A 23,481-nucleotide genomic window follows, 5' to 3' on the forward strand; every position below is an offset into this window, starting at 1 on the left:
CCAGGGCGGCTTACGTTTCGGTGCGGCGTGTCGCAAGAGGTTTTTGCAGAATGAAAGCGACCTTTCTCCCCGACCGGGGCGTAGTCCAGGTCAGCGGCGCCGACGCACGCAAGTTCCTGAACGGCCTTGTCACCACCGACGTCACCAAGCTTCATCCGGGCGCGGCGCGGTTCGGCGCCCTGCTGACGCCGCAGGGCAAGATCATCGTCGATTTCCTGATCACCCAGGTGCCTGCCGAGGACGGCGAGCGCTTCCTGCTCGACTGCCCGCGGGCGCTGGCCCAGGCGCTGACGGACAAGCTCAAGCTCTACAAGCTGCGGGCCCAGATCAGCATCGAAAATCTCTCGGAACAGGTCGGCGTGATCGCCGCCTGGGACGGCGCGCCCGCGGCTCGGCCGGCGCTGAGCTTTGCCGATCCCCGCCAGCCCGAGCTCGGCTGGCGCATCATCGCACCGCAGAGCGCGCTGCCGGGCGTGGCGTCCGAGCTCGGCGCCGAGATCGCCGATGTCAGCGCCTACGACGCCCACCGGATCGCCCACAGCATCCCACAAGGTGGGCTCGACTTCGCCTATGGCGATGCCTTCCCGCACGAGACCAATATGGACCATCTGAACGGCGTCGACATCGGCAAGGGCTGCTATGTCGGCCAGGAGGTGGTCAGCCGGATGCATCATCGCGGCACCACGCGCACCCGCGCCGCCCAGGTGGTGTTGGAGGGCTCGGCGCCCGCGCCGGGCACGCCGGTCATGGCCGGCGACAAGACGGTCGGCACCATGGGTTCGGCGGTCGCGCAGAAGGGCATCGCGCTGTTGCGCATCGACCGGACCACCGAAGCCATCGCGGCCGGCACCCCGCTGACGGCGGACGGTCGCGCCCTTCGTGTCGCTGATCTCGACGCCCTGCAGAGCGCGCCCAAGCAAACCGTGGCATGAGCCGAGCTGCGCGTCTTCACCCCGATGGCCTGACACGGTGCCCATGGCCGGGCGACGATCCGCTTTACGTCGCCTATCACGACACCGAATGGGGCGTGCCGGAATATGACGACCGCGCGCTCTATGAGAAGCTGATCCTGGACGGCTTCCAGGCCGGGCTGTCCTGGATCACGATCCTGCGCAAGCGCGACAATTTCCGTCGCGCCTTCGACGATTTCCGCCCGGAGAAGATCGCCCGCTACACCGACAAGAAGATCCATGCGCTGATGAACGATGCCGGCATCGTCCGCAACCGCGCCAAGGTCGAGGGCACGATCCTCAGCGCCAAGGCCTGGCTCAAGATCCAGGAGGACGGCGACGGGTTCTCGAAATTCCTGTGGGACTTCGTCGACGGCCGGCCCAAGGTGAACCAGTTCAAGACCACCGCAAGCGTGCCGGCCTCGACGCCGCTCTCGATCAAGATCTCCAAGGAATTGTCGACGCGCGGCTTCAAGTTCGTGGGGCCGACGATCGTCTACGCCTTCATGCAGGCGACCGGCATGGTCAACGATCATCTCGTCACCTGCTTCTGCCATGAGACCTGCAGCGGCAAGCGCCGCAGCCCCCGCCTCAAAGCCCTATGAGCACCCAAAAGGCTTCATCCGGCCAGACCCGGGTCTGGCAACGCATGCTATCGGGCCGCAGGCTCGATCTGATCGATCCATCCCCGCTCGATATCGAGATCGCCGACATCGCCCATGGGCTGGCGCGCGTGGCGCGCTGGAACGGCCAGACGCGCGGCGCGCACATCTTCTCGGTGGCGCAGCACACGCTGCTGGTGGAAGCCGTGATGCGCGCGCGCAATCCCAACATCGACGACCGGCTGCGACTCGCCGCCCTGCTGCACGACGCGCCGGAATATGTCATCGGCGACATGATCTCGCCGTTCAAGGCGGTGCTGGGCGTGGACTACAAGACAGTCGAGAAGCGACTGCTCGGCGCCATCCATATCCGCTTCGGCCTGTCGGCGGAGCTTGCGCCTGAGATCGAGCGCCAGATCAAGGCGGCCGATCGCGGCGCAGCCTATCTCGAGGCCACAGAGCTCGCGGGCTTCTCCGAGAGCGAGGCCAAGCGCCTGTTCGGCCGCGACCCGGAGCTGCCTGAAGCGACGCGCGTCGACTATCTGACGCCCTGGAACGCCGCGAAGGCCGAGAAGCGGTTTCTCGCGCGCTTCAATGCCGTGCTGGGACAATGATGCCATGCCGCTGACGCCCGACGATCGACGGAACGAGCGGCTGAAACTGCTGGCGAACTGGGCCAATACGCTGGCCACGGCCATCGTCTCGGTCGGTGTGTTCGTCCCGATCGGCCAAGAAATCTATGGGTTCCTGCCCCAGAGCACCGATCCGACCCTGGTCTATATATCGGCCCCCATTTGCTTTGCGGCCGGTTTGCTCCTACATTTAGGGGCGCAGTGGCTTCTGGGAGGCCTCCGATGACGATCGGCCAGATCTATGCTCTGAGCATGCCGTTGGCGCTGGTGGCCATGGTGTGGCTCGTCGCGCTGTTCGTTCGCCGTCCCTGGACCGAGAAGCCCGTGCAGCTGCCAGCCCAGCCCGCCCCCGTCAAACGAGAGCGGCTCCTGGATCGGCTTGAGCGGCTGAATGCCGAGATCGAAGGCAACGCCCAACTGGCGCGTCAGCAGCTGCGTCAGCTCAAGCGGCATCGGCGATCCTAAACCCGACGATTTTTTTCACGGATGATCCACGTCTGCTCGCTCGCCGCCCTGCCCGACACTGTCCGCCGCACCCGCGCCAGCCATGTGCTCACGGTCATGGCCAACGTCGATCAGGTGCTGACGCCTGAGACCATCCTGCCGCACAACCATCTCAAGGTCTCGGTGGACGACATCACCGAGGAGATCGAGGGCTTCGTCGCGCCTTGCGACCGCCACGTCGCACAGGTCCTGAACTTCGTCCGCGGCTGGGATCGCAATGCGCCGCTGGTGGTGCATTGTTACGCCGGGATCAGCCGCTCGACCGCCAGCGCCTTCGCCGCGGCCTGTATGCTCAATCCGCACCGCGATGAGCTTGCGATCGCGAAGGCCATCCGCGCCGCCTCACCCATCGCTTCGCCGAACCGCCTGATCGTCAGCCTTGCCGACGCGGCGCTCGGGCGCCAGGGGCGGATGATCCGCGCTGTCGAGGCGATCGGGCCCGGCGCGATGTCGATCGAGAGCCAGCCGTTCCGGATCGATCTGGACTGAGCGGATTGCGGCCGCCACGCTGCTCCGGGCCCCGATACCCCCGCAACGCCGTTTGAACTTTTGCCGGGCGGGTCGACACTTACGGGAACCCGCGATCGCCAGGCTTGCCGTGGTGTCCCTGGGACCGATGCGGGGCGGCTGACCACCGCGGTAACCACCGGCTCGCCGGTATCGCTTGCGGAAATCAGACCATGTTCGACTGGCCGATTGACTGGATTGCGCTTCTGATCGCGATCGGTGTGCTGCTGTTTGCCCGCAGGACCGCCGAACAACTTGCGCACCTGCGTGCACGGCTCGAACGGCTCGAGACGCGTGCCGCCGGGTCTGGCACCCCAGCAACTGCCGTGCCGCCGCCATTGACGCCCCTTGAGGAGGCGGTGGCCACGCTGGTGCCGGAAGCGACCATCGCGCCGGCGGCCGACCAGACCGACATGGGCGCGGCAACGTCCGATACGACGAGCCTTGCGGCCGAGGGGATCGACGACGAGGCGGGAGCTCCGCCACCGCCCCTGCCCCCATCTCCACCGTCGCAAGCCGCAAACTTCGAGGAAACGATCGGCACCCGCTGGGTGGTCTGGATCGGCGGACTTGCGCTCGCGCTCGGCGGCTTCTTCCTGGTGCGCTATTCGATCGAGGCCGGCCTGATCGGCCCGGCCGTGCGCGTGACCCTGGGCGGCCTGTTCGCGCTGGCGTTGCTCGGCGCGGGTGAATGGACGCGGCGCAAGGAGAGCGTCGCACAGATCGCGGCCTTGCCGATCGCCAACATCCCGGCGATCCTGACCGCGGCGGGCACCGCGGTGGCATTCGCCACCGTCTACGCAGCCTACGCGCTCTACGACTTCCTCGCGCCCGCCAGCGCCTTCGTCCTGCTCGGGATCGTTGCCCTCGGCACCTTGGCCGCCGCGCTGTTGCACGGTCCCGCACTCGCCGGCCTCGGCATCGCCGCCGCCTTCGTGACCCCCGTGCTGGTCTCCTCGGACCAGCCGAACTATTGGGCGCTCTACGTCTATCTCGCGGTCGTCACCGCCGCGGCCTTTGCGCTTGCACGCGTGCGGCTGTGGCGCTGGCTCGCGATCACCACGATCGTGCTCGCCTTCCTCTGGACCCTGCCGTGCCTGGATTGCGGCCTGCCAATGGTCGCGCCGCACGTGTTTCACGTCGTGACGGGATTCGTGCTGGCAGCCCTGATCGTGGTGTGCGGCTTCATGTTCGGCCCCGACATGGCCGACGACCAGCTCGAGCCGATCTCGTCGGTATCGCTTTCGATCTATCTGTTGGGCGCGATGCTGATCGTGCTCGCCAGCCTGCATGACGGCGTGGCGTTGATCGCCTTCACCGCGCTGGTCGCAGGCACCTTGATCGTCGCCTGGCGCGCGTCGGCAGCGGTCGGCGCCGTCGGCGCAGCAGCAGTGACGGTGTTCGTCGTATTTGCCGAATGGGCGGTGCGCGCCAATCTCGATATGCTCGTGCTGCCGGGCGGCGCGTTGCCCGAGATGGGCCCGAGCCCGACCGGGGAATCCGTCACCTCGCATCTGGTCATTGCGGCGATCTTCGCCGCGGCGTTCGGCGCCGCCGGATTCCTCGCGCAGGGCCGCAGCCGCAACGCCATCGTTCCCGTGATCTGGTCGGGTGCCGGCGTCTTCACGCCCGTTACGCTGCTCGTCGCGCTCTATGCGCGCATCGCCCATCTCGACCGCTCGATCCCGTTTGCGATTCTGGCCGTGCTGCTGGCAGCGGCTTTTGCAACGGCAACGGAAGCGCTGTCGCGACGCGAGCCCAGGCCGGGACTGTCGGTCTCGATCGCGCTGTTTGCGACCGGCACGCTTGGCGCGCTGGCGCTCGCACTGACCTTCGCCTTGGAGAAGGGCTGGCTGACGATCGCGCTCGCGCTGACATCGCTGGGCACGGCCTGGATCGCCACGCAGCGGCCGATCCCGTTCCTGCGGACGCTGGCGGCTGTCTTTGCCGGCCTCGTGGTGGCCCGGATCGCCTACGAGCCGCGCATCGTCGGCGACGACGTCGGCACCACGCCGATCTTCAACTGGCTGCTATGGGGCTATGGCGTGCCGGCTGCCTCGTTCTGGGGCGCGAGCTATCTGATGCGCCCGCGCGCCGACGATGCACCGCTGCGTGCGATCGAGGCGGCCGCGATCCTGTTCACGGTGCTGCTGGCCTTCCTGGAGATCCGTCACGCCGTCAACGGCGGCGACATGCTTGCCGTGCCGTCGCTCGCCGAAGCAGGTCTCGACGTCTCTGTCGCGCTCGCGCTTGCGATCGGTCTCGAGCGGCTGCGCCTGCGCAGCCGCAGCATCGTCCACAATGCCGGCGCGGTGCTGTTGACGGCGTTTGCCGTGCTCGGCAGCGTGTTCGGGCTGCTGTTCCTGGAGAACCCGATGGTCTTTCATGGCGAGATCAGAGGCAGCGTTCTCAACCTGCTGCTGCTCGCTTACGCCTTCCCGGCCATTCTGATGCTGCTGTTGTCCTACGCCGTCGCCGGTCGACGCCCGGTCGTCTATGCCAACAGCCTGGCCGCCGGTGCGCTCATCCTCGCCTTGAGCTACCTGAGCTTGGAAATCCGCAGGCTCTATCACGGCCCCAATCTGATCCTGGGCGGGACCAGCGGCGCTGAGCAATACACCTATTCGATCGCCTGGCTCGCCTTCGGCGTGATCCTGCTCGGGATCGGCATCCTCGTGCAATCGCAACGGGCGCGACTTGCTTCGGCGGTGGTGATCGCGCTCACCATCGGCAAGGCCTTCCTGATCGACATGTCCACGCTGACCGGGGTCTATCGCGCGCTGTCGTTCATCTGCCTCGGCCTGGTACTGGTCGCGATCGGCTGGCTGTACCAGAAGATCCTGTTTCGCAGGCGGCCACCGGAAGCAGCCGCCCCGACAGCGTGAACGTCAGGCGGCGCGCACGGACTGCAGGAACTGCGCCACCTCGCGTTTCAAGCGATCGCTGTCCTGCGCCAGCGACTTCGCCGCACTCAGCACCTGCGAAGAGGCGCTGCCGGTCTCGGTGGCGCCGCGCTGCACGTCGACCACGTTCGAGGAGACCAGCTCCGTGCCTTGGGCCGCCTGCTGGACGTTGCGCGAGATCTCCTGGGTCGCAGCCCCCTGCTCCTCGACCGCGGCGGCGATCGCGGACGCGATTTCGGACAGCTTTTCGATCGTGCCTGAGATCGCCTTGATGGCGCCGACCGATTCCTGTGTCGCGCCCTGAATGCCCGAGACCTGCTGACCGATCTCGTCGGTCGCCTTGGCGGTCTGCTCGGCGAGCGCCTTGACTTCGGTCGCAACGACCGCAAAGCCCTTGCCGGCTTCACCGGCCCGCGCTGCCTCGATCGTGGCGTTCAGCGCCAGCAGGTTGGTTTGACCGGCAATCGTGTTGATCAGTTCGACGACGTCTCCGATGCGGGCGGCGGCCTTGGTCAGTTCGCCGACGCGCTCATTGGTCATGCGCGCCTGCTCGACGGCGTCATGGGCCATGCGCGCGGAGTCCTGAACCTGGCGGCTGATCTCGGTGATCGACGAAGACAGCTCTTCCGTTGCGGACGCGACCGACTGGACGTTGGTCGAGGCTTCCTCCGACGCGGCCGCAACCATGGTCGAGATCTGCTGCGAGCGGTTCGCCGTTGACGACAGCGAGGCGGCGGAGTGCTCGAGTTCGGTCGAGGCCGATGAGACCGTGTTGACGATCTCGCCGATCGTAGCCTCGAACTGGCGGGTGATGCTGTCGACGCGACGGCCGCGCTCGATCTTGGCCTCGGCATCGTGCGCAGCAGCCTCGTCCGCGGCTTTCTTGGCGATCAGCGCCTCCTTGAAGACCTGCAACGTGTCGGCCATCGCACCGATTTCCGTCGGTTCGCCACGATTTGTGATCTCGGCCGAGAGATCGCCATTGGCGAGCTCCTGCATCGGCTTGATGACCGAGGCGATGCCTTGCGACACGCTCCGCACCAGCGAAACTCCGACCGCGATCCCCAAAATCATGGCGACCCCGATGATCATGAGCACGAGCCAGAATGCCTTGGCATAGCCGTCGGCCGCATCCCGGGTCGCCTGTTCCGCGCCCTTGTCGTTGAGCTCGATATCCTGCACGAAGTATTTGTCCGCGTCGCGCGCGATCACCGCGACCTGCTTATCCAGAAGCTCGGTCGCTTCATGCGGGATCCGGCCGACGCTCTTGTGCGACTCGTCCATGACCTGCCGGACACCGACGATGTATTTGTCCCACGCCTTCGACCAGTTGTCGTAGATGGCACGCTCTTCCGGCGAGGTGACCAACGGCTCGTATTTCTTGCGGTCTTTTGCAATCGTATCGAAGATGCCTGCGAGCCGCTTGTCGGCGGCCTGCTTGGCCTCCTCGGTTTCCGACATCACCTGGGCGCGCAACGCGATGCGCAGGAGATTGATATCGGCGCGCAGTTCGCCGATAGCACGTACGCTCGGCAGCCAGTTCTCGGCGATGTCGACCGTGTGCGCATTGATCGAACGCATGCTGTACACTGCGAGAAGCCCGAGGCCCGACATCGTGGCAAGCATGAAGACGATAACGGCGATGATCTTGGCACGAATGGACAGTTTGGCCATGTGGTGTCCTCACCAGTGAGTGCAGTCCGCTCCGGAGCCCCGCGACGACGAATGGCGCGCTGAGGTGCACGGTAACGGAGCACTCAAAATGCGAATGATACGATTGGAAATTCCAATCACCACACTGGGCCGGTTCCACAAAGGGTTCCTTAACCGACCCCCCCGGTCTACTACGGACAACACCGCGATACTGATCTGCTCACGGTACTATTGGGTAGCAGCGGTTTGCGCGACCTGCTGTCCGCAATGGTCCGATGGCAAGACCAGTTCGGCAGATATGATCTTGAGTGGCGCTCAGGCGCTGCACGGCTATCCAATGGACTCAGCCACCAACCGGATTCGAAATATCGGCTGCTTGGCTTCGTCCAGCAGTTCCATCCGCCACTCTGCATCCTCCTGCAGGGTGCGCGAGATACCGCCAATCAGATCAGCACAGACCGCCGTTAGTTCGGTCCACGCGGACTCGCGATTGACGAATTCGTAAGGCTGATCAGCCGCGCCCGAATAGCGACCGTGGCTGATGCGAAAAAAATAGAGCGACATTACGGACCCTTTCACGTGGGCCACCCCCCTCCTGCCAAACTGGATTGGAGTTGCTACCGCGACGTGAATCTACGCGTCCGGAAGACTACGGCGCAATGATGCGACCAGGCTGCGGGAACGTGAGATTTGTTGCAGAACGTTAAGAGGTCGCACCGCGGGCGTGCCGCTCCGGTCACCTCCGCGCAACGTCTGCTGGCTTCCGCTTGCTCAACGGCGCGGTGAGTCTTAGTCCGTCGAGCGGCGCAATTCCGGTGCGCCCTCTGACTTACCGGGCTGCCCTAGGCTCTCGCTCCTGACCGGCTCTGGCTTCACGGTCTCGGATTTGATCGGCTCGATCTTGCTGCTTTCGACGCGCGGTGTCTCGACCCGAGCGGTCACCTGCGACGCGTCGGTCCCAGCGGCGGCGCGGCGTCCACCATGCGGGCGTGCCACCGCCCGCGCCATCAGCATGGTCGCACCACCCTGGTGCTGGAAGTCGCAATAGGCAAAACCGAGGCCGGACACCGATCCGCGAAAGCTGCGGTCGTCCTTCTTGTCGAGATTGAAGCAGGGCTCGAACGGCAGACCCTTCAGCGAGGCGCAGACGTTCTCGCCTCGGATCTGCAGGGTGTTGCTGGGCAGACGGATGTGGCGCACCGGCCCCGAGCCGGAGAACTGCACCGCACCGGCGGCACCCATGTCATCAAGAATGCGGCCGGCTCCGCGAGTGCCATCAACGCAGGTGAAGGCGAACACCTTGCCGGCGACGAACCGGCGCGCCTCATCGGCCGACATCGACCCAGCGAGCGCGGGTGCAATGATGGCACCGACGGCGGCGGCTCCCAATACAAAACGCGCAAGCATGCTGAAACTCCGACAAACCCATGCAGCTGCAAGGCTAGTGCCCAATTCCAATCTGAAGTCCCGAAGATATCTCGCCGCGGCTGGGTCGGGGGCTTCAAATCGGCGGCACTAGGCTTTTACCCGATGCTTACCATACCAACCGTGGCAACATTGGAGCAGCTTGGTTGGCAAAGTCTGAACGTCCTCAGGATATTTTTACCACCACGCGGCCCCGGACCTGGCCGGCGAGGATCTGCGGGGCTAGGTCAAAGACCTGATCGAAGCCGATTTCCCTTGTTATTTCAGCGAGTTTTGCCCGATCCAGATCGCTGGCGAGCCGATTCCAGGCGGCCTTTCGGGCCTCCACCGGGCACATCACCGAATCAATGCCGAGCAGGCAGACGCCACGGAGAATGAAGGGCGCGACCGAAGCCGGCAGGTCCATGCCGGCCGCGAGCCCGCAGGCCGCAATGGCCCCGCCATATTTTGTCATCGACAGCAGGTTGGCCAGCGTGGTCGAGCCGACGCTGTCGACGCCACCGGCCCAGCGCTCCTTGGCGAGCGGCTTGGCCGGCGCAGACAGCTCATTGCGATCGATCACCTCGGCCGCCCCCAGGCTCTTGAGGTAATCGGCCTCCGCCGCCCGCCCGGTCGAAGCGATGACGTGATAGCCGAGCTTGGCCAGCACCGCGGTCGCCACCGAGCCGACGCCGCCGGCCGCTCCCGTGACCACGACCGGACCGCGGTCCGGGGTGAGGCCGTGCCGTTCCAGCGCAATCACGGCCAGCATCGCCGTGAAGCCCGCGGTGCCGATCGCCATGGCCTCGCGGGCCGATAATCCTTTCGGCAGGGCGACCAGCCAGTCGCCCTTGACGCGGGCCTTTTCGGCATAGGCCCCGAGATGGGTTTCACCCATGCCCCAGCCGGTACAGATCACCTGATCCCCCGGCTTCCATTGCGGATGCGACGACTGTTCGACGGAGCCCGCGAAATCGATCCCGGCGATCATTGGAAAGCGCCGGACCACCGGAGACTTGCCGGTCACCGCCAGCCCGTCCTTGTAGTTCAAGGTCGACCAATCCACCCGAACGGTGACGTCGCCATCCATCAACTCGGCTTCGTCGAACTGCACAAGAGCGGCCGTCGTGCCCTTGTCCGCCTTGTCGATTCTGATCGCCTTGAATGTCGCCATGGCGGCTCTCCCTGATCCGATTAACACCTTTGCCGCATGTTTAGCCGATCAGCCGGCCGGCGCAAATCAGGTTGCGGGCACGGCCCGGGCGACCGGCTTCTCCACGATCGGCAGGTTGATCAAGGCCGAGAGCACCCCGAACAGGATCGAGAGCCACCAGATCGGCGTATAGGAACCGAAGCGCTCGAACACGATGCCGCCCAGCCAGACGCCGAGGAAGCCGCCGACCTGATGGCTGACGAAGGCAAAGCCGTAGAGCGTCGCCAACCAGCGGGTGCCGAACATGATCGCGACCAGGGTCGAGGTCGGCGGCACCGTGGACAGCCAGGCGAGCCCCGAGACCGCGCCGAAGGCGACCGCGGAGAAGGCCGTCACCGGAAACGAGATGAAGGCGAGCGTGGCGAGCGCCCGGGTGAAATAGATGAAGGACAAGATGTAGCGCTTCGGCAGCCGGCTCTGCAGCCAGCCGACGCTGAGCGAACCGATGATGTTGAACAGGCCGATCGCCGCGATCACCCAGCCGCCGACTTGCGCGGACAGCCCGCGATCGACCAGGAACGCCGGCAGGTGCACGGTGATGAAGGCGAGCTGGAAGCCGCAGGTGAAAAAGCCGAGCACCAGCAGCACGTAAGAGCGATGTCCGAAAGCTTCCATCAACGCGGTCGTGAACGACTGCTGCTCGGCGTCCGTCGGCTTCGGCTCGGCCGCCGGCGGCGTTGCGATGGCGAGCGACAGCGGCACGATCAAGAGCATCAGCGTCGCGAACACCATCAGCGCGCTCTGCCAACCGAACTGACCGATCAGCGCGACACCGAACGGCGCGAACAGGAACTGGCCAAGCGAGCCGGCCGCCGTGCCAGCGCCGAGCGCGAGGCTGCGGCGTTCCGGCGGCAACAGCTTGCTGAACGCCGACAGCACCAGGTTGAACGAACAACCGGACAGGCCGAAACCGACCAGCACGCCGGCGCCGATGTTGAGCGACAGCGGCGTCGCCGAATAGCGCATCAGGACCAGACCGCCGGCATAAAGCAGCGCGCCGACGCACACCACGCGCAACACACCGAAACGGTCCGCGATCGCTCCGGCCAATGGCTGGCCGAGGCCCCACAACAGATTTTGGATCGCAACCGCGAGCGCGAACACGTCGCGGCCCCAGGCGAATTCGCGGCTCATCGGCTGCACGAAGAAGCCGAGGCTGGAGCGCGGACCGAAGCTTAAGAGCGCGATGGCGCAGCCGCAGACGATGATGACCAGCGGGGTGCGCCAGCTCGCGGCCGTGGTCGGCGAACCGAGTTCCGTTGTCTGGACCGACATTGCGTTTCCTTCCCTGCTCGCCATCGAGTGAATGCATTTGCATGAAATAGACCGAGAAGGCCAATTAAAAAAATCGATGCAGCTGCGGGGTGGTGATCCTCGATCGCGGCACGTGGTTGGACACGTCAAGATTACCTAAATACCGCAAAAACATCCTCTCGCGCGAAGGTCAAAACAGGTCCTCGCCCGATGCGCGAGCGACCATCAGGAAAGCCGCGTTTTGTCGCCAAAGACGCTTAAACAACGAACCTTGTTTCTGAAGAACGGCTAACCCGCGCTCCGTAGTCATAGGCAGCCTGCGCAAGCTGCGCAGACGAACGCTAAGGCGAAGCGGTTTCCCATGGACGATCGGGCTCATCATGTGATCGAGAGCAACGGCGATGTTGTGATCGTGGGTGGGGGCGTCGCCGGCCTGCTTTGCGCCCTGCAACTGGCGCCGCGGCCGGTCACTCTGGTCTCCGCTCAGCGCCTCGCCGACCAAGCTGCCGATTCGTGGATGACAGGCGGTCTCGCGGCCATCGGCAAAGGCGACAGCGCGGAGGCACTCGCGGCGGATATGATCGCGGCCAGCGGCGGCCTGGCCGACAGCGACATGGCGCTCGGGGTCGCACGCGAAGCGGAGCGGCGGATCGACGAGTTGCGTCATCTCGGCCTCGACCTCGATTGCGGCCGCGAGGACCGCCATGGACGCATCCGCGCGGTCGCCGCGCCGGTTCGGCGCCTCGTCCCGATCGGCGGTGACAGGACGGGAAGCACGATCCTGACCACGCTGAGCCGAGCGGTGCGCAACACGCCATCGATCCGCATCATTCAAGGCTATCAAGCTGAAGCGCTGATCATGGACGGCGATACCGTAGCGGGCGTGCAGGTGCGGGCCGGCGACGATGCGGCCGCACCGCCGGTCATCCTCGCAGCGCGCGCGGTGGTGCTGGCGACCGATGGCCTGGGGCGTCTGTACGCAACCACGACGAATCCGGCGCTGGCCAACGGCACAGGCCTTGCGATCGCCGCGCGTGCCGGTGCGGTCATCGCTGATCCCGAGTTCGTGCAGTTTCATCCCACCGCGATGATGATCGGCCGCGATCCGGCCCCAGCCATCACCGAAGCCCTGCGCGGCGCCGGCGCCATTCTGGTCAATCGGCGCGGTCAGCGCTTCATGCTGCCGCGCCATCCGCTCGCCGATCTCGCGCCACGCGACATCGTCGCGCGTGGCGTCTTTGCCGAAATCGCCGCCGGGCGCGGCGCCTTCCTCGACGCGCGCGACGTGCTCGACGACGATGTCGCTGCCGCCTATCCGATGCTCGATGCGAGTTGCCGCGCAGCCGGTATCGACCCGACCCGCCAACCGATTCCGGTGGCGCCTGCGGCCCATATCCACATCGGCGGCATCGCCGTCGACGCGCGCGGCCGGAGTTCGCTCAAGGGCCTGTGGGCGGCGGGCGAGGTCGCCGCATCAGGCATTCACGGCGCCAACTGCCTCGCCGGCCACTGCCTGCTTGAGACCGTGGTCATGGCGATGCGCGTCGCCGAAGACATCGCAGGCCAGATGCCGGCGCCCCTCCCTGCCCTGAGCGACATCACCATCGCGGAGTCGAGCGGGCCGCTGCCGCCCTTTGCGGAGAAGGCGTTGCGCGAAACCATGACCACCCAAGTCGGCGTGATCCGCGACGAGGAGCGGCTCGCCGAAGCGGTGGTGACGATCTCCACGCTCGAAGGCGAAAGCCCAAGCCTCGCGCTGCGCAACATGGCGACCGCGGCGCTGTTGATCGCCACAAGCGCCTGGAGCCGGCGCGAGAGCCGCGGCGCGCATTATCGCGCCGATCATCCGGCCGACAATCCGGCCTGCGCCCAACGCACCATGACCACGCTCGCCGCCGCACGAAAGGTGGCGGAGGAGATTGCGGCGAACCCGCCAAGCCGCAAACCGCGCGTGGCGAGTGCGTAGCTCGCCGGCCGAACGCATAAAGCTTGTGGCATCGACCTCTCAGCGTCATTCCGGGGCGATGCGACAGCATCGAACTATGGTGCGCAATTGCGCACCTGGGAATCTTGAGATTCCGGGTTCAGCCCTAACGGGCTGCCCCGGAATGACGGCGTTTATAACGAAGTAAGGCTAGCGCCGCGTCCAGTTCGGATTGATCTCGGCTTCGCTCTTGGCCTCTTCGGCCAGCTCTTCCGAGATTGCAGCGGTCTGCGCCGGCGAACCCCAGCTCGGGGCGTCGCTGCCGTCACCCCAGGCCTTCGGCCGGTAGAAGGTGTGGACGCCGAATTTGTACATCCGCTTCATCTCGGACACCCAGGACGGCCGCACCCAATAGGCGTGATAGTGCGTGGACTTGCCGACTTCCGGCAACCAGATCTGGCCATCGAGCATGGCCTTGGCGATTTTCCTGGCGCGCTCCCACATATCGGGTTCGCGGATCACGTCCGGCGTGCCGTCGCAGGCGAAGGTGAACTGGCAGGCATAGTGCCGGTACTTGTTCTGATACACCACCCCGCAGACCGTGGTCGGATAGTAGCCCGAGAAGGCGCGATTGAGCACGACCTGCGCCACCGCGATCTGGCCACGCACCGCTTCACCGCGGGATTCGAAATACACCGCTTCAGCGAGGCATTTCTCCGACTTCGCGCGCGCCTTGTCGTCGAACAGGCCGAGCCGCTCGGCGGGCGTCTTGGCGCGCTGATTGTCGGCATTGACCTCGCCCTTCGGCGCGATGCTCTCGCCGCTGTCGGGACGAGCTGCGGCATCGTTCGAGGTCGGTGGCAAAGCCGCCATCGGCTTCAGGTCGGGATCCGGCAGCACGATCAGCGGCGCCTCGCCCGGCTGCCAGCTTTCGATGCCGCCGGCGCTGCCGCCGAGCGAGGTCGTGCCAAAATACAGATTGGCCGTTTTGATATTCAGGCCGTCGTAGGAGACGGCGCCGTCGTCGGCAGGCGCAACGGCCGCGGCCTTGGTCTCGTCGGAGGGCTGCGACTGCGGGGACGAAGAAGCGCTGTATTGGGTCAGCGGCGGCGCGCGCAGCGCCTCCTGCAATTCCGGATCGAGCGTGGTGCGCGGCGCGACCGGCGTCTCAACTGGGGCTTCCGCCGTCTTTGCACCGAACACTGAGGAGTTGGAATTGGCAGGCTGCTCGGACGGTGCGCTTTGTGCCGGGGATGTCTGATCTGTGGGCGCCGCGTTCTCGGCCGGTGCTGCAGGCGGCGTAACCACGAGACGATCGCCTTTCAAGGTGCGATCGACGGTCGGGAAGTCGGAGGCCTGATAGCGCGGCGGCGTCTGCAGCACCGGATTGCGCGGCACCACCGTCCCTGTGACGTCCGCCTCGCGGCTGACGAGACTCGCAAGCTGATAGGCCGCGCTCTGCGGCGCAGAGGTGCCGATCGGGCGGCCAAAACTGTAGGTCGCGAGCTGAATAGAGGCCGCGGCGGAGAACACGCGCTTCTGCCAGCGCTCGGCGACGCCGGGCTGCCGGGCCAGCAGGGAGGCGATGTCTTGGTAACCGGTCTCCGTCGGCATCAATGCGAAGACGCAGAGACCGAATCCGAAGGACGCACATCGCGCGCCCTTCGGACCGGGACGCAGAACTAACATCGATACGCTCAACGCAACGCTTACTCAGGAACGACCGAACACAGTTCGTCCGTGCAATTCGATCGTCTTTCTTCGTAAACGGTTTAGGTTGCTGAGGCGTTAAAGCACGTTGCAGGTGTGAGACAGGCAAGCCGAGAAGTTGTAGCTGGTGTCGCGATCAAATGGCTTGGTAAACAGGGCGGCGACGAAAACAGTAAATATCAGGTCAACAAGCGCGGTGAAGAAAGTTTGTAGATCGCGGAAGTTCCACCATAGAAGGGAAGGCTATCGCATATGCATCTGAGGTTCGGGCCAGCACTCTTTCCACGTCGTCGTGGCCGGGCTCGTCCCGGCCATCCACGTCTTTGCTAGCTCTGAAAAGAAAAGGCCGGCAAGTTATGCCGGCCTGTTCGGAATGACTTTCAGTGGAGGACTTATGCCTGGCTCGCGATCTCCTTGCCCAGCGCGGCCTGCGCCGCGGCAAGGCGCGCGATCGGCACGCGGTAGGGCGAGCACGACACGTAGTTCATGCCGATCTGGTGGCAGAACGCGACGGACGCTGGATCACCGCCATGCTCGCCGCAGATGCCGACCTTCAAGGCAGCGCGCGTGGCGCGGCCGCGCTCGACGCCGATCTTGACCAGCTCACCGACGCCGGTGCGATCGAGCGAGATGAACGGATCGATCTCGAGAATGCCCTTGCTGATGTAGGTGCCGAGGAAGCTCGCGGCATCGTCGCGGCTGATGCCGAAGGTGGTCTGGGTGAGGTCGTTGGTGCCGAACGAGAAGAACTCGGCGGCCTTGGCGATCTCGCCGGCCAGCAGCGCCGCACGCGGCAGCTCGATCATGGTGCCGACCTGGTATTCGAGCTCGGCGCCGGTCTCGCGCATGACCTCCTTGGCGCTCGCATCGATGCGCGCCTTGACCAGATCGAACTCGGCCTTGGTCGCGATCAGCGGCACCATCACCTCGAGGCCGACGGCCTCGCCGGTGCGCTTCTCGGCCTCCACCGCCGCCTCGAAGATGGCGCGCGCCTGCATCTCGGCGATCTCAGGATATGCGATCGCCAGGCGACAACCGCGGAAGCCGAGCATCGGGTTGAACTCGGAGAGCTCGCGGGCGCGGTCGGCGAGCCGGCGCGGATCGGTGTTCATCGCGCGCGCGACTTCCTCGACCTCGGCCTGGGTGTGCGGCAGGAATTCGTGCAGTGGCGGATCGAGCAGCCGGATCGTGACCGGCAGCCCCCTCATGATCTCGAACAGCTCGACGAAGTCGGCGCGCTGCATCGGCAAGAGCTTCGCGAGCGCCGCGCGGCGCTCCTGCTCCTCCTCAGCGAGGATCATCTCGCGCACGGTGCGGATGCGGGTCTCCTCGAAGAACATGTGCTCGGTGCGGCACAGTCCGATGCCTTCGGCACCGAACTTGATCGCGGTGCGCGCATCCTCGGGCGTGTCGGCGTTGACGCGCACGCCGGTCTTGCGGACGTCATCGGCCCAGCCCATCAAGGTGCCGAACTCGCCCGACAGCTCCGGCTCGATCATCGGCATGCGCCCGGCAAGAACCTGACCGAGCGAGCCGTCGATGGTGATGACGTCGCCGGTCTTGAAGGTGCGCGGGCCGACGCTCATGGTGCCGCGGCCGTAATCGACGCGGATATTGCCGCAGCCGGAGACGCAGGGCTTGCCCATGCCGCGCGCGACCACCGCGGCGTGCGAGGTCATGCCGCCGCGGGTGGTCAAGATGCCTTCGGCGGCGTGCATGCCATGGATGTCTTCAGGCGAGGTCTCGATGCGGACCAGGATCACCTTGTGGCCGTCGGCCTGCAGCTTCGCAGCCTCCTCCGACGAGAACACGATCTCGCCGGACGCAGCTCCGGGCGAAGCCGGCAAGCCGGTGGCGATCACGTCGCGCTTGGCCGAGGGGTCGATGGTCGGATGCAGCAGCTGATCGAGCGAGGCCGGCTCGACGCGCAGCACCGCATCGTTCTGCGAGATCAGGCCCTCATTGGCGAGCTCGACCGCGATGCGCAGCGCAGCCTTCGCGGTGCGCTTGCCGCTGCGGGTCTGCAGCATCCACAGCTTGCCGCGCTCGACCGTGAACTCCATGTCCTGCATGTCGCGGTAGTGCTTCTCGAGCAGCTTGTAGATCCGCGTCAGCTCGGCGAAAGCGTCGGGCATCGCCATTTCCATCGACGGCTTGTCGGAGCCGGCCTCGCGCCGCGCCTGCTCGGAGATCTCCTGCGGGGTGCGGATGCCGGCGACCACGTCCTCGCCCTGCGCATTGATCAGGAACTCGCCATACAGCAAGGCTTCGCCGGTCGACGGGTTGCGCGTAAAGGCGACGCCGGTGGCCGAGGTGTCGCCCATGTTGCCGAACACCATGGCCTGCACGTTGACCGCGGTGCCCCAGGATTCCGGGATGTCATGCAGCTTGCGATAGGTCACTGCGCGCGCATTCATCCAGGATGAGAACACCGCACCGATCGCGCCCCACAGCTGGTCGTGCGGGTCCTGCGGGAAGTCCTTGCCGGTCTCGTGCGCGACCGCTTCCTTGTACTTGCCGACCAGGTGCTCCCAGTCTTCGGCCGTGAGATCGGTGTCGAGCGAATAGCCCTGGCCGTCTTTGTAGGTATCGAGGATGTCCTCGAAATGGTGATGCTCGAAGCCGAGCACCACATCGGAATACATGGTGATGAAGCGGCGATAGCTGTCATAGGCAAAGCGGCGGTCGCCGGAAAGCGCAGCCAATGCCTCGACCGTCTGATCGTTGAGGCCGAGATTGAGCACGGTGTCCATCATGCCCGGCATCGAGGCGCGGGCGCCGGAGCGCACCGAGACCAGCAGAGGATTCTCGGGATCGCCGAACTTCTTGCCGGTCAGCTTGCCGATGTAGTCGAGCGCCTTCTCGACCTGCGAGGTCAGCTCCTTCGGATAGGTCTTGTCGTTGGCGTAGAAGTAGGTGCAGACCGAGGTCGGAATGGTGAAGCCGGGCGGTACCGGAAGGCCGAGATTGGCCATCTCGGCGAGGTTGGCGCCCTTGCCGCCCAACAGATCGCGCAAGCCAGCTTTGCCCTCGGCCTTGCCGTCGCCGAACGTATAGACCCACTTGTTGGGCTTGATCGCGCTGGCGGCGCTCTTGGCAACGGACTTCGCGGCGTTGGCAACAGACTTGGCTGCCGTCTTGACGGCGGACTTCGGAGCAGCCTTTGGCGCCGTCTTGGCTGCACTCTTCTGTGTGGTCTTGGAAACGGGCTTCGCCGGCGGCTTCGCGACCGACTTGCCAATCGGCTTGGCGACGGATTTCGCCGGGCCTGCCTTCAGAGCCTTGCGCGCGGGCGCCAGCGGCGCAGCTTTTGCCTTGGCCTGCTTGGAAGGCTTTGATTTCGCTGCGACTTTCTTCGACTTCGCTACCGCTTTAGCCATGAGGTGCTTCGATCCGCAAGTAAGGAGGAGCAATCGCGCGCCTTACACCACTTTGGGGGCTGCGGCGCAAGCGAAAGGGTTCCAGAATCCGGTGTTTAGAGATGAATCCACTTCAACAGGCCGAGCCCGATCAGGCCGTTGAGGATCAGGAAGATCGCGACGATGAAGTTGAGAAGACGAGGCATGATCAGGATCAACACTCCGGCAATAAGCGACATGATCGGCGACACATGGGCGACGGTGAGGGTCATGTGAGACTCGGATTTTTGGGATGTGATGGCGGGACGAATCGAGCGGCTCAGACTTTATCCTTGCTCATCGTGGCGGAATAGAAGACGCAGGCGGGAACATTGGTTCCCGCGCCCGCCCAAATTGCTCAAAAAACCTGCCGATCAAACCGCGCTGTTCCCCGGAACGATGCGCCGCTGGCTGCATTGGGGAGGCATGTGCCGGCGCGAGCCGGCCTCACTTTGAAGGAGTTCGATCCAATGCGAAACCATCTCATCGTCGCGGCATTGTTGGCTGCGGTCGCGACGCCGATGGCTGCGCAAGCGCAGTCGTATGGCGTGGTCGTCGACGACGATGCGCCGCTGATCGCGGTGGAACAACGCCCGGCATTCCGCGAATATGTGGTGCGCGAACGCGTTCCCAACTATGTGATTCCGGATCGCGTGGTTGTTGGCGGCGTTCTGCCGGAGACTGGTGTTACTTACTACGACGTTCCGCAGCGTTTCGGTCCCACGCAGTATCGTTACACCGTCGTGAATGGCGAAACGGTGCTGGTCGAACCGCGAACCCGGCGGATCATTCAGGTCGTCGAGTAGTTATAGAGCTGCATTCGGTCGCCGACGCCCCCGCACGCGGCCGGATGTGAAGGCCCTGCCCGGTCCCCCCCGCCGGGCGGGGCTCTTTATTTTTGGAACACTGCTTCTCTCGGATAGCCTGCGCGGGTCAGCCGGCTTTTTTCGCGACCAACCGGTGGACGGTCTTGCCCGAGGAGATGCTGATCAACTCTTCATCGAGCAGCAGCTGGGCCGGCGACAGCTCGGCCAGCACGGATGCGGTATCGACGGAAGCGTAGAGCCGTCCCTGCGGATCGCGGACGTCATCGCCTGTGGTGACGCGCCAGCTCAGATAGAGGACACCACCGGGCCTTGCGATCGCCAGCATGCGCCGCACCGAAGCCGGCACAAGGGTGCGATCGAGATGCATGATCACGGTCTCACACAACACATTGTCGAAGGAGCCGTCCGCGATACCCGAGAGTGCCGGCAGTTCACTGCGACTGAATGCAAGGTGCGGATAGCGCGCGCGAGCTTCCATCAAGAGGCCCTCGGACGCGTCGAAACCCTGCGCCGGATAGCCATTGGCCTCGAGCCAGGCGACCTCGCGTCCACTGCCGCAGCCGATGTCGGCGGTGCGGCCTCCGCTGGTGAAGAAACGCGTGATAATGTCGTGCAGATCCTCGGGAGCTGGCTGGGTGTGCCAATCGGTCGCAAACGCCGCAGCAGCCTGATCGTACGCGGCGAGCGTCTGCTCGTCGGCCATCTTAGCCCTCGATCTTGGAGAAGTCCGCAACGGCACGCGTGGCGCTGCGAATCTCGTTCAGCAGCTTCAGGCGGTTCTCGCGAATCTTCGGGTCGTCGTCGTTGACCTTGACCTTGTCGAAGAAGGCGTCGACCGCGGGCCGCAGCTTCGCCATCGCGCTCATCGCGGCGGCGAAATCTTCCTTGGCAACAGCGGTGCCCGCTTCCGCCTTCACCTCGCCGATCGCTTTCGCCAGCGCCTTCTCCTCGTCGAGCCTGTAGAGCGAGGCATCCGGCGCGCCATCGAACGCGCGCTTGTCCTTTTTCTCTTCGATCGCGAGGATGTTGGAGGCACGCTTGGTGCCGGCGAGCAAATTCTTGCCGTCATCACTATCGAGGAATTTGCCGAGCGCCTCGACGCGGCGGACCACCATCAAGAGATCGTCCTGCCCGCCGAGCGCGAACACCGCATCGACCAGATCGTGCCGCGCGCCCTGCTCGCGGAGTTGGACCTTGAGACGGTCTGCGAAGAAGGAGAGCAGATCTCCAATCAACGCCGCCAGCTTTTCGCCGGACGCAGACGGGTGCTTCTGCAGGAACGAAGAATTAGCTCCCGGATTGCGAACCGCAGCCAAGATATTCTCGAACTGAGAGTCAGTGCCTCGCATAATCTGCAGGGCAAGTGCAGCCTGGAAGATCGAAGTCAGGGATACCCGCGTATTCTGCTCCAGCAGGATCCTAATCACGCCCAACGCCGCACGCCTGAGCGCATACGGGTCCTTCGAGCCCGTCGGCTTCTCGTCGATCGCCCAGAAGCCGACCAGCGTGTCGAGCTTGTCTGCGAGTGCCACAGCGACTGATACCGGGTCGGTCGGCACGCGGTCGTTCGGCCCCTGCGGCTTGTAGTGTTCTTCGCAGGCCGCGGCGACGGAGGCGTCCTCGCCCTGGGCCAGTGCGTAGTACTTGCCCATCAGGCCCTGCACTTCCGGAAACTCGCCGACCACCTCGGTGAGCAAGTCCGCTTTCGCAAGCTTGGCGGCGCGCTTCACCTTTTCGACATCAGCGCCCACGAGCGGCGCGATCTCGGCAGCAAGTCGCTCGATGCGTTTGATGCGTTCGGCCTGGGTGCCGAGCTTCTCGTGGAACACGATCTGCTCGAATTTCGGCAGGCGATCCTCGAGCCTGGTCTTCAGGTCGGTCTCGTAGAAAAATTTGGCATCGCTCAGGCGCGCGCGGATCACGCGCTCATTGCCGGCGATGATGGTCTTGCCACCGTCGCTCGCTTCGATATTCGCAGTGAGTATGAATTTCGGCGCCAGCCCTCCGGTCCTGGGATCGCGCACCACGAAGCACTTCTGGTTGTTGCGAATGGTGGCGCGGATCACTTCAGCCGGCGTCTTGAGGAAGTCCGGATCGAATGAGCCCATCAGCACGACGGGCCATTCGACCAGGCCTGCGACCTCGTCCAGCAGCGCGGGGTCTTCCACCAGTTCATAACCTTGCGCAAAGGCGAGCTGCTTGGCGTCGGTGACGATGGTGTCCTTGCGCCGATCAGCGTCGAGCACGACCTTGGCATCGAGCAGCTTCGCCTCATAGTCCTCGAAGCGGCGCACCGAGATCGCTGACGGCGCCATGAAGCGGTGGCCGAACGTGGTCTGGCCAGCTTCGATGCCGTCGACCGAGAAGCTGACGACGTCAGGCTCCTCGGTCTCGAGGCCGAAGGTGGCCGTGATCGTGTGCAGTGGCCGCACCCAGTTCAGCGCGCCCGGTCTTTCCGAGCGCCGGCCCCAGCGCATCGATTTCGGCCAGGGGAAGGTTCTGATGATCACCGGCAGCATCTCGGCCAGCACATCCAGCGTGGCGCGGCCCGGCTTTTCGATCAGCGCGACATAGAAATCGCCCTTCTTCGGATCGCGCTGGATGGTGGCTTCCTCGATCGAGGCAAGGCCGGTGGCTTTCAGAAAGCCCTGGATCGCCGCATCAGGCCCGCCAACGCGCGGGCCCTTGCGCTCGTCCTTCAGGTCGGCCTGACGCGCGGGGATGCCGTGGACAGTCAGCGCCAGCCGCCGCGGCGTCGCGAAGGCCTTCGCGCCTTCATAGACGAGGCCTTCGGCGACAAGTTTGTCGGTGACCATGCGGCGCAGATCATCCGCCGCCTTCGCCTGCATGCGCGCGGGGATTTCTTCGGAGAACAATTCGAGAAGGAGGTCGGGCATTAGTGATGCTCTTTGCGAGGACGGCGCGGCTGGGTTGCGAGCGACCCTCCCCCTCAAGGGGAGGGTGAAGACACCCCGCCTGCCTCAGTATGCAGCCAGGCCTCGCCGCAGGCTTTGGCGAGCTCGCGGACGCGCAGGATGTAGCTCTGCCGCTCGGTGACTGAGATGACGCCGCGGGCATCGAGCAGGTTGAAGACGTGGCTCGCCTTGATGCACTGGTCGTAGGCCGGCAACGCCATCAGATGCTCTTTCCGATTGCCTTCACGCCAACCGGCGGCGAGATATTTGCGGCAGGCGTCCTCGGCCATCCGAAACTGCTCGAACAGCATCGTGGTATCGGCATATTCGAAATTGTGCCGCGAATATTCCTGTTCGGCCTGCAGGAACACGTCGCCATAGGTGACCTTGGCGTCGCCGTCGCGGCCGTTGAAGTTGAGATCGTAGACGCGGTCGACACCCTGCACATACATCGCCAGGCGCTCGAGCCCGTAGGTGAGCTCGCCCGCCACTGGCGCGCATTCGAAGCCCGCGACCTGCTGGAAATAGGTGAACTGCGACACTTCCATGCCGTCGCACCAGCATTCCCACCCGAGACCCCAGGCGCCCAAGGTCGGGCTTTCCCAATCGTCCTCGACGAAGCGGATGTCGTGCACGGCGGCATCGATGCCGATTGCGCCGAGCGACTTCAGGTAGAGCTCCTGAAGGTTCGGAGGCGACGGCTTCATGATCACCTGAAACTGGTAATAATGCTGCATCCGGTTGGGATTTTCGCCGTAGCGGCCGTCCTTCGGCCGTCGCGACGGCTGCACATAGGCCGCATTCCACGGCTTCGGCCCCAGCGCCCGCAGGGTGGTGGCGGGATGGAAGGTGCCGGCACCCATCTCCATGTCGTAGGGCTGCAGGATCACGCAGCCCTGCTCGGCCCAGAACCGTTGCAGGGCCAGGATGAAGCCCTGGAACGAGCGTTCCGGGCGCATATGCAGAGGCAGCGAATCCATCGTCAATTTCGGTCTTTTGCGCAAAGCGGGGAAAAAGCGCGCGGACCGTATCGGCGGGTGGACCAGGAATCAAGGCGGCGACGGCAAACGTCGCCGCCTTTCAAC

Annotated in this window: 20 protein-coding genes; 9 read left to right on the top strand and 11 right to left on the bottom strand. The window is 65.0% G+C overall.

Features of this window, described 5'->3' with window-relative positions:
* Nucleotides 1–50 precede the first annotated feature (50 nt).
* The 7 genes from ACQR1W_RS31910 (at nucleotide 51) to ACQR1W_RS31940 (ending at nucleotide 6,080) form a co-directional block, all read left to right on the top strand.
* On the top strand, nucleotides 51–932 hold the full coding sequence (locus tag ACQR1W_RS31910) for a YgfZ/GcvT domain-containing protein (RefSeq protein ID WP_434854495.1): 882 nt from the start codon (nucleotides 51–53) through the stop codon (nucleotides 930–932).
* Entirely contained in the window at nucleotides 929–1,555 is a 627-nt protein-coding gene (locus ACQR1W_RS31915; RefSeq protein ID WP_434854496.1) for a DNA-3-methyladenine glycosylase I, read from the top strand. Before ACQR1W_RS31910 ends, ACQR1W_RS31915 begins: the two co-directional genes overlap by 4 nt.
* A complete protein-coding gene (locus ACQR1W_RS31920; RefSeq protein ID WP_434854497.1) occupies nucleotides 1,552–2,166 on the top strand; it encodes a YfbR-like 5'-deoxynucleotidase in 615 nt (204 codons plus the stop codon). Before ACQR1W_RS31915 ends, ACQR1W_RS31920 begins: the two co-directional genes overlap by 4 nt.
* Nucleotides 2,167–2,170: 4 nt before the next feature.
* Complete coding sequence (locus ACQR1W_RS31925) at nucleotides 2,171–2,410, top strand: hypothetical protein (protein ID WP_008970967.1); 240 nt, start codon at nucleotides 2,171–2,173, stop codon at nucleotides 2,408–2,410.
* Nucleotides 2,407–2,649: a hypothetical protein gene (locus ACQR1W_RS31930; protein ID WP_008970968.1), complete on the top strand. Its 243-nt coding sequence runs from the start codon at nucleotides 2,407–2,409 to the stop codon at nucleotides 2,647–2,649. The genes ACQR1W_RS31925 and ACQR1W_RS31930 overlap by 4 nt, the downstream gene beginning before the upstream one ends.
* A gap of 21 nt (nucleotides 2,650–2,670) precedes the next feature.
* A complete protein-coding gene (locus ACQR1W_RS31935) occupies nucleotides 2,671–3,177 on the top strand; it encodes a tyrosine phosphatase family protein (protein ID WP_434854498.1) in 507 nt (168 codons plus the stop codon).
* A 191-nt stretch (nucleotides 3,178–3,368) separates the two neighbouring features.
* The gene (locus ACQR1W_RS31940) at nucleotides 3,369–6,080 is read left to right on the top strand and encodes a DUF2339 domain-containing protein (protein WP_434854499.1); all 2,712 of its coding nucleotides are present in this window, start codon (nucleotides 3,369–3,371) and stop codon (nucleotides 6,078–6,080) included.
* Between the two features lie 3 nt (nucleotides 6,081–6,083).
* On the opposite strand, the gene ACQR1W_RS31945 is transcribed toward ACQR1W_RS31940, so the two are convergent.
* From ACQR1W_RS31945 to ACQR1W_RS31965, 5 genes are all read right to left on the bottom strand, one after another.
* Entirely contained in the window at nucleotides 6,084–7,772 is a 1,689-nt protein-coding gene (locus tag ACQR1W_RS31945; RefSeq protein WP_434854500.1) for a methyl-accepting chemotaxis protein, read from the bottom strand.
* A gap of 309 nt (nucleotides 7,773–8,081) precedes the next feature.
* On the bottom strand, nucleotides 8,082–8,315 hold the full coding sequence (locus tag ACQR1W_RS31950; RefSeq protein WP_434854501.1) for a DUF6894 family protein: 234 nt from the start codon (nucleotides 8,313–8,315) through the stop codon (nucleotides 8,082–8,084).
* 225 nt (nucleotides 8,316–8,540) lie between these two features.
* Nucleotides 8,541–9,158, bottom strand: a complete 618-nt coding sequence (locus ACQR1W_RS31955) for a hypothetical protein (RefSeq protein WP_434854502.1) — start codon at nucleotides 9,156–9,158, stop codon at nucleotides 8,541–8,543.
* Nucleotides 9,159–9,342: 184 nt separating this feature from the next.
* Nucleotides 9,343–10,329 carry an acrylyl-CoA reductase (NADPH) gene (acuI, locus tag ACQR1W_RS31960; RefSeq protein ID WP_434854503.1) on the bottom strand — a complete coding sequence of 329 codons (987 nt, stop codon included), beginning with the start codon at nucleotides 10,327–10,329 and terminating at the stop codon, nucleotides 9,343–9,345.
* A gap of 66 nt (nucleotides 10,330–10,395) precedes the next feature.
* The gene (locus ACQR1W_RS31965) at nucleotides 10,396–11,643 is read right to left on the bottom strand and encodes an MFS transporter (protein ID WP_434854504.1); all 1,248 of its coding nucleotides are present in this window, start codon (nucleotides 11,641–11,643) and stop codon (nucleotides 10,396–10,398) included.
* A 340-nt stretch (nucleotides 11,644–11,983) separates the two neighbouring features.
* Here ACQR1W_RS31965 and ACQR1W_RS31970 point away from each other — a divergent pair, with 340 nt between their 5' ends.
* On the top strand, nucleotides 11,984–13,588 hold the full coding sequence (locus ACQR1W_RS31970; RefSeq protein ID WP_434854505.1) for an L-aspartate oxidase: 1,605 nt from the start codon (nucleotides 11,984–11,986) through the stop codon (nucleotides 13,586–13,588).
* Nucleotides 13,589–13,756: 168 nt separating this feature from the next.
* Here the strand turns inward: ACQR1W_RS31970 and ACQR1W_RS31975 are convergent, their stop codons facing one another.
* The 3 genes from ACQR1W_RS31975 to ACQR1W_RS31985 all read right to left on the bottom strand — a co-directional run bounded on the left by ACQR1W_RS31975 (nucleotide 13,757) and on the right by ACQR1W_RS31985 (nucleotide 18,887).
* Nucleotides 13,757–15,235, bottom strand: coding sequence for a cell wall hydrolase (locus ACQR1W_RS31975; RefSeq protein ID WP_434854506.1), 1,479 nt, complete (start codon nucleotides 15,233–15,235; stop codon nucleotides 13,757–13,759).
* A 413-nt stretch (nucleotides 15,236–15,648) separates the two neighbouring features.
* Complete coding sequence (ppdK, locus tag ACQR1W_RS31980) at nucleotides 15,649–18,636, bottom strand: pyruvate, phosphate dikinase (protein ID WP_434854507.1); 2,988 nt, start codon at nucleotides 18,634–18,636, stop codon at nucleotides 15,649–15,651.
* 95 nt (nucleotides 18,637–18,731) lie between these two features.
* Entirely contained in the window at nucleotides 18,732–18,887 is a 156-nt protein-coding gene (locus tag ACQR1W_RS31985) for a DUF3096 domain-containing protein (protein WP_008972966.1), read from the bottom strand.
* A gap of 237 nt (nucleotides 18,888–19,124) precedes the next feature.
* Between ACQR1W_RS31985 and ACQR1W_RS31990 the strand changes: the two genes are divergently transcribed.
* Nucleotides 19,125–19,460: a DUF1236 domain-containing protein gene (locus ACQR1W_RS31990; RefSeq protein WP_008972965.1), complete on the top strand. Its 336-nt coding sequence runs from the start codon at nucleotides 19,125–19,127 to the stop codon at nucleotides 19,458–19,460.
* A gap of 127 nt (nucleotides 19,461–19,587) precedes the next feature.
* Here the strand turns inward: ACQR1W_RS31990 and ACQR1W_RS31995 are convergent, their stop codons facing one another.
* The 3 genes from ACQR1W_RS31995 to ACQR1W_RS32005 are packed head-to-tail and all read right to left on the bottom strand — an operon-like array spanning nucleotide 19,588 to nucleotide 23,376.
* A complete protein-coding gene (locus ACQR1W_RS31995; protein ID WP_434854508.1) occupies nucleotides 19,588–20,184 on the bottom strand; it encodes a class I SAM-dependent methyltransferase in 597 nt (198 codons plus the stop codon).
* A gap of 1 nt (nucleotide 20,185) precedes the next feature.
* Nucleotides 20,186–22,378: a glycine--tRNA ligase subunit beta gene (glyS, locus tag ACQR1W_RS32000; protein ID WP_434854509.1), complete on the bottom strand. Its 2,193-nt coding sequence runs from the start codon at nucleotides 22,376–22,378 to the stop codon at nucleotides 20,186–20,188.
* A 53-nt stretch (nucleotides 22,379–22,431) separates the two neighbouring features.
* On the bottom strand, nucleotides 22,432–23,376 hold the full coding sequence (locus ACQR1W_RS32005; protein WP_434854510.1) for a glycine--tRNA ligase subunit alpha: 945 nt from the start codon (nucleotides 23,374–23,376) through the stop codon (nucleotides 22,432–22,434).
* Nucleotides 23,377–23,481: the final 105 nt, after the last annotated feature.

This window comes from Bradyrhizobium sp. HKCCYLS1011 (assembly GCF_051167795.1).
In the GTDB taxonomy this organism is placed as follows: domain Bacteria; phylum Pseudomonadota; class Alphaproteobacteria; order Rhizobiales; family Xanthobacteraceae; genus Bradyrhizobium.